The organism is Pedobacter psychrodurus, from assembly GCF_004331735.1.
Lineage (GTDB): Bacteria > Bacteroidota > Bacteroidia > Sphingobacteriales > Sphingobacteriaceae > Pedobacter > Pedobacter psychrodurus.
The window spans coordinates 407,337-424,833 of record NZ_SJSO01000001.1; the positions used below are offsets into that span (position 1 = coordinate 407,337).

The window sequence follows — 17,497 nt, forward strand, 5'->3', positions numbered from 1 at the left end:
TGAAGCTCTTGCAGGACAATTTGTAGAAGTTTTTTCCTGTTTAGGTTAATAATGATTAAAAAAGCAAACTGCCAGGATTGGGGTTTGCTTTTTTGCGTTTAAAGCCTCTTTCTATCCACAATGGTGATTTTCGCACATTTTTGGATTTTCACAGCACCTAAATTGCTTATTGATTTGGTTTCGTGCACATCTGCTAAGAACCTACTGAACTAATTAATTACTAACTATTTATTCCCAAACATGAAACAAAAATTACTATTGATTTTAATGGTGACGGTTTTGTCTTATTTTAATGCCTTAGCGCAGAATAGAACAATTACCGGAAAAGTGGTTGATGCGGATGATGGCTTACCATTGCCCGGCGTATCTATAAAAATAAAAGGAACCGCACAACTAACCCAAACCACCGGGCAAGGAACCTTTTCGATTTCGGTACCTGCAAATGCACAGAGTTTAGTACTAAGCTATGTTGGTTACACCGAGCAGGAAGTAAAAATCACAGGCGAAACGTTAAATATCCGCATGGTTTCATCTTCTAAAAATCTGCAGGATGTAATTGTTGTAGCTTATGGAACAAGCAAGAAAGAGGCCATTACAGGCTCTGTGGCTACTTTGAGTGCGAAGCAATTAGACAATCGGATTATCACGAATGTAACCAATGTCCTATCGGGCGTTGCGCCTGGTGTGGTAACCACTTCTGGAAACGGCCAGCCAGGGAGTAGTTCGGCCATCCGTATCCGTGGATTTGGTTCTATATCGGCATCAAATAGCCCTCTTTTTGTATTAGATGGGTCGGTTTATGATGGCGAGCTTGGCGATATTAATGCCAACGACATTGAAAGTATTTCGTTGCTAAAAGATGCATCCTCATCGGCACTTTATGGTTCGAGGGCTGCAAATGGCGTGGTGATTATTACCACAAAAAAGGGTAAATCGGGTACACCAACATTAAATGCAACTTATAATCAGGGCTTTTCTAAACGCGGCATACCCGAATATGATAGGGCAAGTGCTTTAGATTATTATCCATTAATGTGGCAGGCTTTAAAAAACAGTCTGGTATACCCAGCAACCGGAACTGGTATAAGCGAGTCGGCGGCAGCTACGCAAGCTTCTAATACAATACAAGGGCAATTGGTATACAATCCTTTTAATGTGCCAAACAACCAGATTGTAGGTGTAGATGGTAAATTGAATCCTAATGCACAATTGCGTTACGATGACTTCGATTGGTTTAAGCAAGCCTCTCGTATAGGCAAACGCACCGAGTTTAATGTTAACTCAAGTGCGAAAAATGAAAAAACAGACTATTATTTCTCTATGAATTACCTGAAGGATAATGGTTATTTAATTAAAACCGATTTCGAGCGGTTTAATGTCCGCGTTAATGCCAACACACAATTACGACCTTGGTTAAAAACAGGGGTAAACCTATCGGGAAGCTTATCGAACGGAAATTTAGCCCAAGATGCCTCAACAGGTAGCGCCTCTGCATTTGTGAATGTTTTCAATTTTGCCAGAACTATTGGTCCTATTTATCCTGTACATGCTTTTGATGCCAATGGCAATCCGGTTTTAACCACCACTGGCGAACAATGGTATGACTACGGAGGAAATCCTGGTTCCGTTAATAGGCCACAAGGTGCTTTAGCTGGTCGAAATGTGATTTATGAGACTTTGCTAAATGATGTGTTGAGCCGTAGGCTGGCCTTAAATGGTAGGGCATATGCCGAGATCAAGTTTTTAAAAGATTTTACTTTTAAACCGACTTTCAGTATCGATTTTATTAATGCTTACAGCAGCGAATACCGAAACCCGGTTGTGGGTGATGGAAGTACCGTTGGTGGTTCATCTACTAAACGGAGCACGCCAACACAGAGTTATACGTTTAATCAGGTATTATCGTACAGCAAAACATTTGGCAATCATAGTGTAAATGCTTTGGCCGGACATGAAAACTACGATTACGATTGGCGCAGGTTAAGTGCAACTAAACAAAGCCAGATTTTAGATGGAAATACAGAATTCCCGAATTTTGTAACCCCGAGTGACGCTGGAGGATATAAAGATATTTATCGCGTAGAATCTTATTTCGGTAAAGTAGGTTACAACTATTTGGAGAAATATTTTGTAGATGCCTCTATCCGTCGTGATGGTACTTCCCGTTTATCATCAAAATCGAGATGGGGAACGTTTTTCTCGGCTGGAGCATCATGGGCAATCAATAAAGAAGATTTCATGAAAAACATGGACTGGATTAACGATTTACGATTGAAGGCTTCGTATGGTGAAGTAGGAAATGATAATTTAATTGATGCAACGCTTGTTGAGCACAATAGCCTTTACTACAATTACCAGGCTTTTTATGAGTTAGGATGGAACAATGGTAGCGAGCCAGGCTTGTTATTGGCCACAGCCGCAACACCCAATTTAAAATGGGAATCGGTGAACACTTTTAATACCGGGATAGCCTTTGGTTTATTTAGAAACCGCTTGAAGGGTGAGATCGAGTATTTTAAACGTGGTTCATCAAACTTATTGTTTGCGGTACCACAGCCATTGTCTGATCCAATCACTTCGATCCGTCGCAATATTGGTTCTATGTACAATACAGGAATCGATTTGCAATTAAGCGGCGATATTTTAAAATCTGAAAACTTCAACTGGAACTTATTAAGCAATTGGTCTTGGTTAAAAAACAAAATCACCAAAATGCCGGCAGAAACGCCAACAGTAACCAGTGGAACAAAAAGACTTGAAGTTGGACGCGACATTTATGCTTACTATCTGCGCCAATGGGCTGGAGTAGACCCGTTAGATGGTTCGGCTTTATTTGAGCCAAATGCAGGTGTAACAACCAATCTTCGTACCGTAAATGGTCGTGTTTTAACCACCGATATTAATAATGCACGTTCTGATTATTCAGGCTCTGCTATTCCAGATTTGTATGGATCGGTTACCAATACTTTTAACTATAAAAACTTTGGACTGTCATTCCTAATAACCTACCAAATAGGAGGTAAATTCTATGATCAGAATTACCAGGGGCTAATGGCTACCACCTACGGTTCGTCTTTGCATGTTGATGCACTAAATTCGTGGATGACACCTGGCCAGGTTACTGATATACCACGATTGGATATTGGACGCTCAGCCCAGTTTAATGGTATCTCTAGCCGTTGGTTGGTCGATGCCTCTTATATTGCTTTCCGTAACGTAAATTTATCTTATTCTTTACCACAAAGCTGGATTAAAGGAGCAACATTAAGCAATGTTAGGGTATTTGCGGCAGGCGAAAACCTGGGCTTAATATCTAAACGCAAAGGAATGGATCCGACCGAATCGTTTACGGGTTTAAATACAACTAATTACGTGCCTTCGCGGATGATTAGTTTCGGAATCAATGTTTCACTTTAAAAGCTACTATCATGAAATATAAAAAATATTTACTTTTTGCAGGCTTCAGTCTATTAAGCATTACGGCATGTAAAAAAGATTATCTAGAAACAAAACCGACAGATCAGGTTGATAATTCATCTGTATTCACGTCGGCGGCAAATGCAAAAATCGCCTTAAATGGCGTTTACCGATATATGTACGAGCGTACTACGACGGTGGTATCAACAGCGGCCCAGAATAAACCCGGTGTAGGTGGCATAATGCTTTACATGGATTTTATGGGTGAAGATATTGGTATATCTTCATCAAACTGGTATACTTCTGATGGAGGCTCCTGGATTAGCCACCGTACCGATAATAGTACCATGCTGGAATATATGTACCGTACTTATTACCGTATTATCGGAAATGTGAATTACATCATCGATAATATTGATCAGGCCTCGGGCGCAGCTGCTGATAAAAACACCGTTAAAGCTGAAGCCCTAACTTTAAGAGGTTATGCTTATTTTGGTTTGGTACAGCTTTTTGGTAAACGTTACGATGCGGCAGCGAAACCGAACAACCAACTTGGTGTACCACTTTTATTGGCCTCAACCGATACCAATAAACCACGGGCAACGGTAGAAAGTGTGTATTCGGCAATTGTTGGCGACCTAGAAACTGCTATTTCGCTCAATGCAACAGCTTCGAATAAAAGCCATGCAGGTGCTGCAGTAGCAAAAGGCATTAGAGCAAGGGTTGCCTTGGTTATGCAAGATTATCCTAATGCCATTAAATACGCCAAAGATATTGTAGATGCCAATCAATACCCGCTATTGTCTGTTACCGATTATCAGGCGGGCTTTAATAATGCTACATTAGGCGAGTTTATATGGTCTTCTATGCCAACATTAGATCAGGGTGATACATTTGGGGCGTATTTTGCGCAGATTGCTTACAACGCAAATACTAGCTTTATGCGTGGAAATCCGAAAAGGATTAATTCAGCATTATACAATCAGATATCAGCTACAGATGTTCGGAAGAAGATGTGGGAACCAGTGCCAACTGTGGCAAATTTTCCGCTGCCAGCCACAAATTTCGTTCGCCAAGCCTATATGAGCCGTAAATTTTCAGTTAAGGAAGTGGGCGGCCCGTCTTTAGGCGACGTTCCTTTAATGCGGACCTCAGAAATGTACCTTATTTTAGCCGAAGCTTATGCAAAAACTCCGGGAAGTGAGGCTGCAGCCAGAACCGTTTTGTTTGATCTTGTTAAACAGAGAGACCCAAGTGCGGTAATCTCCATAAATATAGGGCAGGCCTTAATCGACGAGATTCTTTTTAACAGAAGAATTGAGCTTTGGGGAGAAGGCCACAGGTGGTTAGATTTAAAACGTTTAAACTTACCACTTGATAGAACGGTTGTTCCTAACTATGTTTCTGCTTCTGTTGCAGGAACATTAACGATACCTGCCGGAGATGCTAAATGGCAGTTTTTAATCCCAAGGGCAGAAATGGAAGCTAATTCCGGGTTAACCGGACAGCAAAACCCGTAATAAATTTAAAATTCGAATTGAAGGTTATGTTATAGTTTAAATCGCCAAACTATAACATAACCTTTTCATTTTATCACATTTTAGTTACCTCAGCATTACGGTGTTATCGGCATATTATTTTTCTTTATTCCAGCCGACATTTAATAAAAAAACACAGATAGTTATGAAACTAAAAGCTTTAGTGATTTTATTACTAGGTATTACAATCACAAATAATGTTTTTGCAGCTGAAAAACCAACTGCAAGCCATAAATCAGTTATCAATTATTACATGGACAGCTACATGAATTCTGACTATAAAAAGTTAAAAGCTGTTTTAAGCGAGGATGCTGTTTTTACTTCGAATAGAGATGTAAGGGTAATTAAACATAAAGCGAGTGATGTGTTAAACCAAATGAAGAAAAACGAAGGCGTAATTCAGCGCGATTGCAATATCAGTTCTAGTATTGTTTCTGAAACCGATGCCCTGGTAATTGCCCGAGTAGATATTAATTACGAATTATTCGATGGTGCACAGCAAAACTTTGTCATCATGGAAAAAGATAAAGAAGGCGAATGGAAAATTACTCAGGTTTACAAAGTCTTTATCAGCAACGAAAGCGAGGCTAAAAAACTGGTTTCAAATTAAGGCCGTTAATCACAGGTGCGGGAAAAAAATTAAAAAAAACGATTAAAACAAAAAAGTCCCGGCCATAACCGGGACTTTATATTTTTCTATGTTTTGACTTAAAAATTAATTGGTAATTCTACTTGCGTTCTATCCCAGCCAATAACCAGATTGGCACCTCCACTAATCTCTGTAAAGGTTAAAGAGAAATATTCGATTGGTTTAGCCAGTGTTTTAACCGGAACATTTACCCGAACAATATCTTTAGCCTGATTATAAGTAAAAGCACCCCATTTATCGGTTTCGCTATTTACAATAATGGTCCAGGTATCTTTGTTTGGAATGGCGAATAAGCTATACGTACCCGCTTTGATTTTCTTGCCGCCAATGTTTACTTTTTTAAAGAAACGAACCTCTGTGCTTTCGTTGGCACCGAAACGCCAAACAGTCCCATACTGCTCTAAAACGCCAAAAATATCACGTCCTTTTTTCTGTGGACGCGAATAAACGATTTTGATAACCGGTTTTGTTGCCTCACCAGCTTTTGCCTTTGGGGCATTAAGCGGAAAATAAACAATATCTGCAGGGCTTGGGTCTGCAACAGGAAATTTTACTTCAGCGGCAGGACCCTGTTGGGCCTTAACGCTAAAACAAAGAAGAGCGAAAACAACAATGAAGATATTTTTCATTTGTAGGTTTTTGTTTTCAGTAGCGATGAGCAATCATGATTTTACAGCTATTCGTAAAATCATAATGGTCTCATTTGCTGTGGAATGAATTTTTAATCCTTAAAAGGATCTAATGGTATAAAAGAACTAAAAACTAGTATTTTCTTCCTTTTACGATAGCGTTTAAAAATAAGCCCGCTGTTAACAAACCTAAAACACCACCTAATAAAGCGAAAATATAGTTTTGCGTAATGATTGCCCCAGTTAAAACTCCGAAGAATAAACCTAAAGCATAATATAACCAGTTGAAATTATTGCTGCTGTTCTCTTGTACACTCATGTTTTTTGTTATTTGGAGGCAAAGTTAATATTTATTTTAAATTTTAATTTGTCATTATGCCCAATATTCTAATTAATTATCAATTCTAGCCAATTTATAATCAGCCTTTTTCAGATAAGTAATCAATTCTGCCAGCCTGTTATAAAATTTATCAGTCCGCTTAGCATCGGTGCCAAGGTGCAACAATAAGATAAAGCCATTTAAACCATTCGGTTTTGTTTCGTTAAAAATAGTAATCGATTGATATATCTCATCGCTCGATCTATAACTTTTTCCCATTTCGGGATAGGTATAATCAGCGTTAGACCGGGTGCCTGGAGTGAAATTAATCAACTGTAAGCCCTGTGCTTTGGTCCAGTTGGCTATGGTTTGGTTGTACCATTCGTATGGGGGTAAAAAATATCGCGCTGTTTCTTTGTTAATCCCAAAATTTGCCATTGCCCGGTAATTGTTGTTTAGGTCAGTTTCGAAGTCTGTTTTTGCAATCAAAAGGCTATCGCGTTTAATCCAATCGCAGTATAATAAATGTTTGTCAGAATGTGGTCCGAGGTAATGCCCACCGTTTTTTAGTTTTTTGATCAATGAATGAAAATTTGGGTTCCGATAAAAATTTCCGGTAAGAAAAAAGGATGCTTTAACTTTCTCTTGTGCCAACACTTTGCTTATTTTTTCACCGCCATCGGCATATTCATCACCAGTAAAAACCAGGTAGACCTTCTTTTGGGTAGAATCGCCCCGAATGTTAGCGCCCAGTTTATAGGTTTTATAGTCGGGTAGGGGATTAGCCTGCGTTTCTTTAGCTGCTAATAAATAAATCAGTGATGCTGTTCCATCCATTGTGGGTTCGTTGGTGCTATAATCGCCATAATCATCATGGTAAACGGCTAGGTCGCTCTGAAAGTCTGCATATTCATCAGCATCATTTAATTTGATCCCGATTAAACTTTTATAAATATTGGTGTAAACAGGACCATCAACTAAACCGCCATTAATGGGGTAACTCTTTAAATGCGTAAAGGCAGAATGTGGGTCAGTAGGCGTGTCTCCCCACTGCGGCAAGCCATAAACCATACTCGTTCCCCAAGGGTTACAGCCAAAAAGCCAGTCGAAATTGGCCTGTTCCAGCTCGGCATAAGTTTTATCACCAGTTAGGGCAGCATACCAATTGCACTGCATGGCGAAGGCAACGGTTAAGTTATTGCTGCACCAAATAAACGGAACACCGCGGTAAAAAGAATTGTTTTTCGCTCGGTTCCAAACTTGCTTTATTCCCTGTAGATAATAGGTAATAGCTGTTTTATCTTTCGAATCTTGTTTGGCAATTTCATGATGACCAAGGTTGATGAAAGGATAATATTGATAGTGCGCTGCGGTATCTTTTTGTAGCCAGGGTGTGATGCTTTCTTGTTGAGCATAGTTTAACGCCAGTTTTATTTTCTTTTGATCGATCTTTTCTCTTCCAAAATTGAATGATGTTTCGGCCAGTTCCATATCGTCAACCCAATTTTCTTCAGCATAAATGTATGGCGATTTTACAGATACAGTTTGCGTTACCCCAGGTTTTTGTAATGCAAATTTATAGGCTGTTTTGGCCTTTTTAAAAAGTAATTTGGCATAATCATCATCTACTTCTTTAAACAAAACCGATCCTAAATTAAAAGCACTTGTAAATTTGGCCGCTGTAGAAGAGGTTCCCGTGGTATTGTTTATGAATTTACCGCGTTGCTGCGGCTCGCCGGTAATAACGTAAAGCGGGCGTTCAAATCCTTTTCCATATTGATTGTCTTCTTTTGGAATCCGCATGCTGATGTGATCACGGTCGTCGGCCAGTTGGTTAAACATGATGTTCTTTTGCGGATGCATTTTCAGCAACCAATCCAAACCCCATTTTGCTTCGTCTAAAATATCTGCTCTGCCATTTTTCCCGTCTAAGCCGTTTGCTTGTTGCTGATCGCCAAAAACCTGGGGGAAATCGCGATACGCCATTAATAAATGATAGGTTGCATTTGCTGAGGTAGTTGAATACTGTAAATAATCACTTGCATCGTGCCACCCACCCGAAGCATCAAAATGTGTGCTGTCTTTAATACCTGCTTTTGATCCGTATAAAACAAAGCCATCATGAGTGTGGCAGCTATCCTTCAAGTATGGATTAAAACCGCTCCGTTGCTGCCGCATATATTGTAAGCAGAAATCAGCTGCACCTTCATAAACGTTATTATTGATCAATAATAAGGGAGAAACAATACCATTTGCACGGATGTAAAATTTTCCTGAGCTTTTAAAATCGCTAAAATTTAATCTAGCAGTTTGGTTAAAGGGTCCATAGCTTCCAAAGCTTTTAATATTGGTTGAGGTATAAACAACCTGATTGGTCTCTTTTTCTACAATTTCAAATTGGGCAGGTATTTCACCTGTTTTGCTCGCCCATACGGCAACCTTAATACTTTCGGTCGGGTAACCAAGCAAATTAATCCTGATCCAACTTTGTTGAATTTTTCTTTCGATACCAATAAATGAACATAAGAACCATAGGGCAAAAGAGAATATTAAGGCTAAGAAGAACTTATTTTTCATTGTGAAGGGTGATTATTTCATTTAAAATTAGGGTTTTATCAAGATAATGTAAAAGAAGTGGGGAAACATTTGGAAATTAATCAATCGTTTGATTAATTTTGTGCCGTCAAAAAAGAAATGAAAACAGAAAAAGTAGATAAAAGACAGGCCATTCTTGAGGCAGCCGAAAAGCTGTTTTGCGAGACGGGGTATGAAGGGACCTCCACTCGCCAGATTGCGAAAGAATCTGGAGCGAACATGGCGATGATAAATTATTATTTCGGTTCTAAGGAAGGTGTTTTTGTAGAGATTATGAACGAGCGTATTGCAAGCTTTGGATCTCAGTTAAAAATCATCAATGAAGATAAGATTTCGGCATTAGAAAAATTGCACAGAGTGATAGAGGGCTATGTAAACAGGATTCTGAATAACACTGCATTTCATAAAATGATGCATAGAGAGCTGTCTTTAACCCAAAGACCAGAAATGTACGATAAAATTAAGGATGCCATGAGTCACAACATGCAGCTTATCGATCGCATTATTACCGATGGGATTGAAGATGGGACTTTTAACAAGGTGGACGTGAGGATGGTAATCGCCACCATTATGGGCACCATAACCAATGTTGTGATTTCGCCTAACAAGGTAATGCCTTGCTCAAACTTCGACCTGAACAATCCGAAAGACAAAAAAATTATTAAGGAGCGCGCAATAGCTCACTTACAAGATCTAACAACAGTTTATTTAACAACAAAAAAATGATACCCAGATCAATTAGATTAATGCTTGCGGCGTCATTAATTCCGGCAGCTTTATTTGCACAGAGCTCGAAAGAATTAAATATCAATCAGGCAATAGAACTTGGCATAGCCAATAGTAAAAACTTAAAACTTTCTCAGAATAAAATCGATCAGGCTGTTGCACAGCTGGAGGTTGTAAAAGACAATGTTTTGCCTACCGCAAATGCAAGCTTTATGTACAACCACGCTGAAATTCCAACAAGTACTTTTACTTTGCCTGGTGGAGGATCATCATTGCAATTACCTAAAAGAGCTGATGCTTTTGTAGGAACTGCTGCCGTACAAGAATTGGTGTACGGTGGAGGTAAATTAAGGTACGCAAAAGAATCGACCAAATTACTGGCAGATGTTGCACGTTTAGATGCCGATAAAAGTAAAGAAGAAATCACCTATGCTGTAATCAATACCTATTATTCTTTATATAAAGTATTGCAGAGTAGAAAAGTGGTTGATCAAAATTTAGAATCAATTGCCGCGCAGATTAAACAGGCACAACGTTTCTTCGAACAAGGAATTGTAACCAAAAACGATGTGTTACGTTTCCAATTGCAACAGGCAAATGTTACGCTAACACAAATGGATATCGAGAGCAACCGCAAAGTAATTAATTACAACCTAGATATTCTGTTGGGTTTACCAGAAGATACCGAAGTTAAAATTGTTGATCCAACCCTGGGATTAAAGACACCAGGCGCTTTAAATGAATACATTGGCCAGGCATTGACTAATCGCCAGGAGCTAAAACAACTTGATGTACAAAACAAAGTTGCCGATTTTAACATTAAAACCATTAAAGCAAATACTTTACCTACCGTTGGTGTTGGAGCAAACCTATATTACATTAACCCTAGTGGAAACTTTATTCCACCAACAAACCAATACTTAATGCCCATCACATTAGGTGCAACGGTTTCCTGGAATATCGGAAACCTTTGGACCAACAAGAATAAGGTAAGCGAAGCGAAGATTCAACAAAGTGAAATTACCATTCAGAAAGATATATTATCTGATCAGGTAAAAACAGATATCAACAAAAACTTTCAAGGTTACCAGGTGGCAATGAACAAAATCCAGGTATTGGAAACTTCAATCGCACAAGCAACCGAAAACGATAAGTTATTGGCATCTAAATACAAAAACAATGTGGCTTCGGTTACCGATCGTATCGATGCAGAAACCTTATTGTATCAGGCAAAAATAAACTTAGAGATAGCTAAGGCAGACGCAGGTTTGGCTTACTATACACTATTAAAATCAACAGGAAAAATAACGCAATAAATACAGCAATGACAACTGAAAAGAAAAAAAAGAACCTAGTAGTGCCCATCATTTTAGGTGTTTTACTAGTTATAGGTATAATCTTCGGGATTGTAGAATGGAATTATTATAGCAAACATGTAGATACGGATGATGCGCAGATTGATGGCGATATCAGTCCTGTTGTTGCCCGTGTTGGTGGTTATGTTGCTGCTATTAATTTTGAAGAAAATACGCATGTAACCGAAGGACAGGTTTTAGTGAAACTGGATGACAACGATTACAAAGTTAAATTAGAACAAGCAGAATCTGGTCAGAAAGGGGCAAGTGCAGGGGTTGGTGTTGCAGAATCACAAATTGTAGCTACGCAAGCCAATACTGGTACCGCAAAAGCAAACGTTGATGCAGCAAAATCAAATGTTCAGGCGGCAAATGTTAAAGTAAATTTAGCGCAGAAAGATTATAACCGTTATGAAAACCTGGTGAAAGACGGTTCGATAACACAACAAGCTTTCGATCAGGCTAAGGCTAGTAAGGAGTCTGCAGAAGCAGCAAGACAATCTGCTCTGGCAGCATACCGCGCAGCGCAAGATCAATATAATGCTGCGGTTAAACAAGTTGGTACTACGCAATCGCAATTGGCAGTGAGTAGCAATGTAATCAGCCAACGCCAAAGTGATATCGATTTTGCTAAGCTTCAATTATCATATACTGATATCAAAGCTCCGGCAACAGGTATTGTTTCTAAAAAGAATGTTCAAAAAGGACAATTGGTTCAAGCTGGTCAATCTTTATTCTCTGTAGTGAATGACGGAAGTATTTATGTAACCGCAAACTTTAAAGAAACTCAATTAGAGAAAATTAAAAAAGGTTCTAAAGTAGAAATCGAAGTTGATGCTTATCCAAACGAAAAAATTGAAGGTGAAGTGTATAATTTCTCTCCAATTACCGGTGCTAAGGGATCTTTATTACCTCCTGATAATGCTACTGGTAACTTCGTTAAAGTTGTTCAACGTGTTCCGGTAAAAATCAAAATCCATCCATCAAAAGAACTGTTGGCTAAGTTACGTCCAGGTATGAGCGTTAAAGCTTCAGTATCTACTAAATAATATTTAAAATGGCCGAAGTAGGTTTAAAAAAGTGGATTATTACTTTTACGGTTATCACAGCTTCCTTATTGGAGCTGATTGATACAACAATCGTAAACGTAGCAATCCCTCAAATACAGGGAAACCTGGGTGCTACCTTGGAGGATATCGCCTGGTTATCTACTGGTTATGCCGTTGCGAATGTAATCATCCTGCCAATGTCGGGATGGTTGGGGAGTCGTTTCGGGCGTAAAAATTATTTCTTAACCTCAATTATCGTTTTTACACTCGTTTCATTTTTATGCGGTAATGCAACATCATTAAACGAGCTCATATTATTCAGGATTTTACAAGGTGTAGCGGGTGGGGGGTTAATTTCTACTGCTCAGGCTATCTTAATAGAAACCTGGCCACGTGAAGATGTGGGTATTGCAACGGCACTATTTGGTTTAGGGGCAGTTGTTGGTCCAACGGTTGGTCCAACCATTGGCGGCTATATTTTAGAAATAGCAGATTGGCCATGGATATTTTATGTAAATATTCCCGTCGGAATCCTCGCCGCCTACTGTACCATAACCTTTATTCGAGAGACGCCCAAGGACGGGCAAGGAAAACCGGTTGATTGGTGGGGTATTGCTTTATTGGCAATTTCGGTAGGCAGTTTGCAAACTTTATTAGAAAAAGGCGAAAGCGAAGACTGGTTTTCAACACCATATATTACCGCCCTGGCTGTAATGTCAGTTTTTGGATTGCTCTTATTTATTTGGAGAGAAACAAGTACCGACCATCCTATTGTAAACCTTAGAATTATGAAGAAGCGAAGTTTTTCTATCGGGATGTTTACCTCCTTCATTTTAGGGTTTGGGTTGTACGGCTCAGTGTTTGTGTTTCCTGTTTTTGCGCAGAATCTATTAGGATTTACGCCTTTACAAACCGGAAAGCTATTTATTGCTGGAGGTATTTGTACCATTGCGATGATGCCTTTCATTGGTATTATGCTCAAGAAGGGCGTACCTGCACAATTTATGGCCACAGGGGGAATGTTTTTATTTTTCGTGTTCTGTTGGATGTTGAGTAAATCAACGCTGGCATCGGGAACAGGCGACTTCTTTTGGCCTTTAGTAATTAGGGGCTTCGGAATGGCACTGCTATTCGTTCCGCTAACCACTTTGGCGATGCAAGATTTATCTGGACCTGAAATTGGACAAGGTTCTGGCTTAAACAATATGAGCAGGCAATTGGGAGGTTCTTTCGGGATCGCTGCCTTAACAACTTTGATTCATATACGCTCAGGTTTCCATAGAAGTAATTTGTTGGCTAACATAAATGAATATAATGCTGCTTTTGTGCAACGTTTAAATGGCTTAACCAGTAATTTTATGGCTAAAGGTGCATCATTTATTGATGCAAAACTAATGGCAATGAAAGCGATAGAAGGTTCTGTAATTAAACAGACCATGTTGCTTACTTATAATGATGCTTACTGGGTTGCCGGATTGATTATGTTGTTCTCAATACCTCTGCTGTATCTTCAAAAATTTAAGAAGAATGCAAACATTGTGACCGATGCACACTAAAATTTGTAAAGAAATCGCCTAAATAATGGCAAAAAACAAAAACAGCCGGTGTATTTTATTACATCGGCTGTTTTAACCCAAAAAATTAACAATCAATGCAATGCCCTTAAACATTGCAAATGTTCTTACTTAACCACACAGTAGCCAAATAAGATTCTAAAATTAAAATTTATTCTACAATTTTCCAAATTGTAAGCCTTAGAATTTTAATACCTTATGCATTTTTTGTAGTATTACGGTATACAAAACTATTGCATAAGCTATGCCTAAACTTCGTTTAACTACGCAACGAGAATCTATTTTTAATGATGAGGTAATCTCAAAATTTGAACTGTTTAACAGTTTATTTCTCACCTTGCCTTTTTACAAAATTAAAGACACCGGAACACTACTTCCGTTGTTTTTTAAGAGTTGTGAAGAGGGTATTGCAAACGGAGAAAAACCTGCACAGATTATCGAAGAATTTTTCGCCAAGTATACCAGTTATACCGAGCGAAAGGATATTGTAGACCTACTCTTTCGCTTCATTCAGTATATCGAACGTCAGGTGGTACTTTTTGATGCTGTAGAAGATGCTTCTTTTACCAAACTCAATACAACCGACGAGCAGAGTACATTAGCATTTATCTTAAAAAAGAATGCTGATAACAAACCGATGTTATCAAAAATTGAGAAGTTGATTGATGAACTTTCGCTTCGTTTGGTTTTAACCGCACACCCAACACAGTTTTATCCTGGAAGTGTATTGGCCATTATTACCGATTTAACGAAGGCCATTAGAGATAACGACCTTACCTCGATGAACTCGTTGTTACAGCAATTGGGTAAAACACCGTTTTTTAACAAAAAATCGCCAACACCAGTTGATGAGGCCTTAAACCTTGCCTGGTTCTTAGAAAATACATTTTACTTTGCTGCGGCAAATATTCAGGAAGAAATAGATCAGAACCTGGATGAATATAACCTGGAAACCAAGAAAATTTTAGAGCTAGGTTTCTGGCCAGGAGGAGATAGAGATGGAAATCCCAACATTCACGCTGAAACCACTTTAGAAGTTTCTAAAATGTTGCGCCAAATTCTATTCCGTTGTTACTACCGCGATTTCAGGGTAATTAAACGCCGTATTACTTTTAGAGGCGTTGAAGAAAATATTGCAAAACTACATGATGTACTGTATCTAAATGCATTCGATCAGACCTGTGAGCTTCAGGATATCTCTGATGAGTTAAGGGATAACCTGAATAAAATTAAAGAAACGTTGTTCGCCGAACATGAAGGTTTGTTTGTTGACCTGGTTAACGATCTGATCCGTAAGATAGATTTATATGGCAACTACTTCGCTTCGCTAGATATCCGTCAGGATAGCCGTGTACTTAGAAATGTACATGCCTATTGCCGAGCCAATAAGCCAATTTCTTCCTTATATCCTACCGATTATGATAAATTATCAGAAGCAGAGAAATTAGCCTTAATTTCTTTTAAAGAGGCAACCATCGTTTACGCTAGTGAGCCCGATGCCCTGACAAAAGATACGATTGAAGTAATCAAAGAAATTAAAGGCATTCAAAGACGTAACGGCGAAAAAGCCTGTCACCGTTTTATTATCAGTAATTGCCAGCAAGCGAGCGATATTTTGCAATTGATCGAACTTTTCCTTTGGAATGGCTGGAGTAAAGAATCTTTGACGATTGATTTTGTACCGCTTTTTGAAACCGTTAACGATTTAAAAGGAGCCGCTGCAATTATGGATACGCTTTACAGTAATCCGTTTTATAAAGCACATTTAGCAAGTAGAGGGAATAAGCAGGATATTATGCTGGGTTATTCTGATAGTACCAAAGATGGTGGCTATTTGATGGCCAACTGGTCTATTTTCAATGGTAAAACATCACTATCGGCGGTTTCTGCTAAACACAATATTCAGTTGGCATTTTTTGATGGACGTGGCGGCCCCCCTGCGCGTGGTGGAGGTAAAACGCACCGTTTTTACGCTTCAATGGGTAAAGAAATTGCGAATAAGAACATGCAATTGACCGTTCAGGGGCAAACCATTAGTTCACAATATGGTTCGGTAGAAAGTGCTGAATTTAATATCGAACAATTAATCAACGCCGGATTGACCTCTGGACTGAAAGAAAAACACAATATTCTTTTAGATCCTGAAAATAAAACCTTGCTTGATGAGATGGCTGAAGAAAGTTACAAGGCTTTTGTCGACTTGCGTGAGCATCCATTATTTGTAAGTTATTTAGAGAAGTTATCTCCTTTGAAATTATTATCGCAAGCTAACATTAGCAGTCGCCCGGTAAAGAGAAATGGTGGTGGCGAAATGAAACTCGAAGATTTAAGAGCCATTAGTTTTGTTACCGCCTGGAGCATGCTAAAACAGAACGTTCCTGGTTTTTATGGAATGGGAACGGCTTTGAAAAGTCAGGAGAAAGCAGGTAACTGGGATAAAGTAGTAAAAGTTTATCAGGATTCTGATTATCTGAAAACCATTGTAGATAACTGTATGATGAGTATGAGCAAATCAGATTTCACAATTACCGCGCATTTAGCCGCAGATGCGGCGTTTGGTGCTTTTTGGACTCAACTGCATAACGAATTCGAATTGGCTAAGGAAATGCTTTTAAAACTCTCCGGACAGCCAACATTGATGGCTAATTATCCTGTAGATAAAAAATCAATCGCAACCCGCGAAAAGATTATTTTACCGTTGGTATTGATTCAGCATTTCGCTTTAGAGAAACTGCAACACGATCAGAACGAGAAAGACCAGCAGGCTTTAGAAAAGCTAGCGGTAAGAACGGTGTTTGGTATTGTAAATGCGGGTAGGAATTTGGCTTAACCCAGGCTAAAAACCTGTAAGGTTTTTAAAACCTTACAGGTTAAATATATAACTCCAAGGTCTGTGTCCTCACAGACCTTTTTTTATGAGCATTTAAATTGATCGTCACCCTGATCCGATAGCTATCGGATTTATTTCAGGGCCTTATTTGCAGAAAAGATGCTGAAATAAATTCAACAAACGCAAGGAAGCCATGTAGGTCTTCACTGCGTTCAGAATGACAAACCTTGCCAGCTAAACCCGATTAAACGAATGCCGATTTAAGCATCTGTTTTTATTTACTTACGGTATGCTTGCTTGTTTCACAGGTTTTCTACCGGCAGTAGGGAAAGCGGGACTGATGTAGCAGATGAAAACTGAACCTTGTTTTCCAAAAAATCACCGCCTATGCCATTATAAAGCTTCTGTGGTTCTTCGGTAGCAGATTCTTCACTACATTCAGAATGACAAACCCAGCGATTTAAACCTGATGGGAATGGCAGCGCCCGATTGAAAATCGGGACTAAAATGGAAAGCAGGAAAGATGCTGAAATAAATTCAGCATGATTGTTATGATAAAAACAAATTTTAAGCAGCCATATTATAGTTATTTTTATAGCTGGCTTGATTTTTTATAACTGCAGCAACTCTTAGTGCTATCTTGTTTCTAACAGCATTAATTATGCTCATGCTATGCTTCCCTTCATCCTTTTTTCTATTATAATATGTTTTGAATTCCGCATTATGTTGAATTAGAGATAATGCACACATATGCAGCAATCTTTTAAGCTCTTTATTAGCCATCCGGTGTACCCTGGTTTTACCTTTGATACTTAT

At 38.8% G+C, this 17,497-nt stretch carries 12 protein-coding genes; 8 read left to right on the top strand and 4 right to left on the bottom strand.

The features are described 5' to 3' along the window. The first annotated feature begins 240 nt into the window (after positions 1-240). The 3 genes from EZ456_RS01705 (at position 241) to EZ456_RS01715 (ending at position 5,565) form a co-directional block, all read left to right on the top strand. The gene (locus EZ456_RS01705; protein WP_131526735.1) at positions 241-3,417 is read left to right on the top strand and encodes a SusC/RagA family TonB-linked outer membrane protein; all 3,177 of its coding nucleotides are present in this window, start codon (positions 241-243) and stop codon (positions 3,415-3,417) included. An 11-nt stretch (positions 3,418-3,428) separates the two neighbouring features. Further along, positions 3,429-4,937 (top strand): RagB/SusD family nutrient uptake outer membrane protein, encoded by a 1,509-nt coding sequence (locus tag EZ456_RS01710; RefSeq protein ID WP_131526737.1) that lies wholly within the window; start codon positions 3,429-3,431, stop codon positions 4,935-4,937. A gap of 163 nt (positions 4,938-5,100) precedes the next feature. Further along, positions 5,101-5,565 (top strand): Cif family virulence factor, encoded by a 465-nt coding sequence (locus tag EZ456_RS01715; RefSeq protein ID WP_131526739.1) that lies wholly within the window; start codon positions 5,101-5,103, stop codon positions 5,563-5,565. A gap of 98 nt (positions 5,566-5,663) precedes the next feature. Here EZ456_RS01715 and EZ456_RS01720 read toward each other — a convergent pair whose 3' ends face one another. From EZ456_RS01720 to EZ456_RS01730, 3 genes are all read right to left on the bottom strand, one after another. Next, entirely contained in the window at positions 5,664-6,233 is a 570-nt protein-coding gene (locus EZ456_RS01720) for a DUF2911 domain-containing protein (RefSeq protein ID WP_131526741.1), read from the bottom strand. Between the two features lie 133 nt (positions 6,234-6,366). After that, positions 6,367-6,552, bottom strand: coding sequence for a hypothetical protein (locus EZ456_RS01725; RefSeq protein WP_025141696.1), 186 nt, complete (start codon positions 6,550-6,552; stop codon positions 6,367-6,369). Positions 6,553-6,624: 72 nt separating this feature from the next. Next, a complete protein-coding gene (locus EZ456_RS01730) occupies positions 6,625-9,129 on the bottom strand; it encodes a glycoside hydrolase family 9 protein (protein ID WP_131526743.1) in 2,505 nt (834 codons plus the stop codon). 117 nt (positions 9,130-9,246) lie between these two features. Between EZ456_RS01730 and EZ456_RS01735 the strand changes: the two genes are divergently transcribed. The 5 genes from EZ456_RS01735 (at position 9,247) to EZ456_RS01755 (ending at position 16,681) form a co-directional block, all read left to right on the top strand. Further along, positions 9,247-9,873, top strand: a complete 627-nt coding sequence (locus tag EZ456_RS01735) for a TetR/AcrR family transcriptional regulator (protein ID WP_131526745.1) — start codon at positions 9,247-9,249, stop codon at positions 9,871-9,873. Continuing rightward, positions 9,870-11,189, top strand: a complete 1,320-nt coding sequence (locus EZ456_RS01740) for a TolC family protein (RefSeq protein ID WP_131526747.1) — start codon at positions 9,870-9,872, stop codon at positions 11,187-11,189. The genes EZ456_RS01735 and EZ456_RS01740 overlap by 4 nt, the downstream gene beginning before the upstream one ends. A gap of 8 nt (positions 11,190-11,197) precedes the next feature. After that, positions 11,198-12,277, top strand: a complete 1,080-nt coding sequence (locus EZ456_RS01745) for an HlyD family secretion protein (protein ID WP_131526749.1) — start codon at positions 11,198-11,200, stop codon at positions 12,275-12,277. 8 nt (positions 12,278-12,285) lie between these two features. Then, positions 12,286-13,833, top strand: a complete 1,548-nt coding sequence (locus EZ456_RS01750; protein WP_131526751.1) for a DHA2 family efflux MFS transporter permease subunit — start codon at positions 12,286-12,288, stop codon at positions 13,831-13,833. A gap of 262 nt (positions 13,834-14,095) precedes the next feature. Beyond that, the gene (locus EZ456_RS01755; RefSeq protein ID WP_131526753.1) at positions 14,096-16,681 is read left to right on the top strand and encodes a phosphoenolpyruvate carboxylase; all 2,586 of its coding nucleotides are present in this window, start codon (positions 14,096-14,098) and stop codon (positions 16,679-16,681) included. 567 nt (positions 16,682-17,248) lie between these two features. On the opposite strand, the gene EZ456_RS01760 is transcribed toward EZ456_RS01755, so the two are convergent. Further along, a partial coding sequence (locus EZ456_RS01760) for a transposase (protein WP_205945001.1) occupies positions 17,249-17,497 on the bottom strand: 249 nt, incomplete at its 5' end.

What these genes read in the sequence shown, in the direction of transcription:
- EZ456_RS01705 (WP_131526735.1), top strand. Translation starts at nt 241, where the DNA reads ATGAAACAAAAATTACTATTGATTTTAATGGTGACGGTTTTGTCTTAT.
- EZ456_RS01745 (WP_131526749.1), top strand. Translation starts at nt 11,198, where the DNA reads ATGACAACTGAAAAGAAAAAAAAGAACCTAGTAGTGCCCATCATTTTA.
- EZ456_RS01725 (WP_025141696.1), bottom strand. Translation starts at nt 6,552, where the DNA reads ATGAGTGTACAAGAGAACAGCAGCAATAATTTCAACTGGTTATATTAT.
- EZ456_RS01755 (WP_131526753.1), top strand. Translation starts at nt 14,096, where the DNA reads ATGCCTAAACTTCGTTTAACTACGCAACGAGAATCTATTTTTAATGAT.
- EZ456_RS01730 (WP_131526743.1), bottom strand. Translation starts at nt 9,129, where the DNA reads ATGAAAAATAAGTTCTTCTTAGCCTTAATATTCTCTTTTGCCCTATGG.
- EZ456_RS01750 (WP_131526751.1), top strand. Translation starts at nt 12,286, where the DNA reads ATGGCCGAAGTAGGTTTAAAAAAGTGGATTATTACTTTTACGGTTATC.
- EZ456_RS01735 (WP_131526745.1), top strand. Translation starts at nt 9,247, where the DNA reads ATGAAAACAGAAAAAGTAGATAAAAGACAGGCCATTCTTGAGGCAGCC.
- EZ456_RS01715 (WP_131526739.1), top strand. Translation starts at nt 5,101, where the DNA reads ATGAAACTAAAAGCTTTAGTGATTTTATTACTAGGTATTACAATCACA.
- EZ456_RS01720 (WP_131526741.1), bottom strand. Translation starts at nt 6,233, where the DNA reads ATGAAAAATATCTTCATTGTTGTTTTCGCTCTTCTTTGTTTTAGCGTT.
- EZ456_RS01710 (WP_131526737.1), top strand. Translation starts at nt 3,429, where the DNA reads ATGAAATATAAAAAATATTTACTTTTTGCAGGCTTCAGTCTATTAAGC.
- EZ456_RS01740 (WP_131526747.1), top strand. Translation starts at nt 9,870, where the DNA reads ATGATACCCAGATCAATTAGATTAATGCTTGCGGCGTCATTAATTCCG.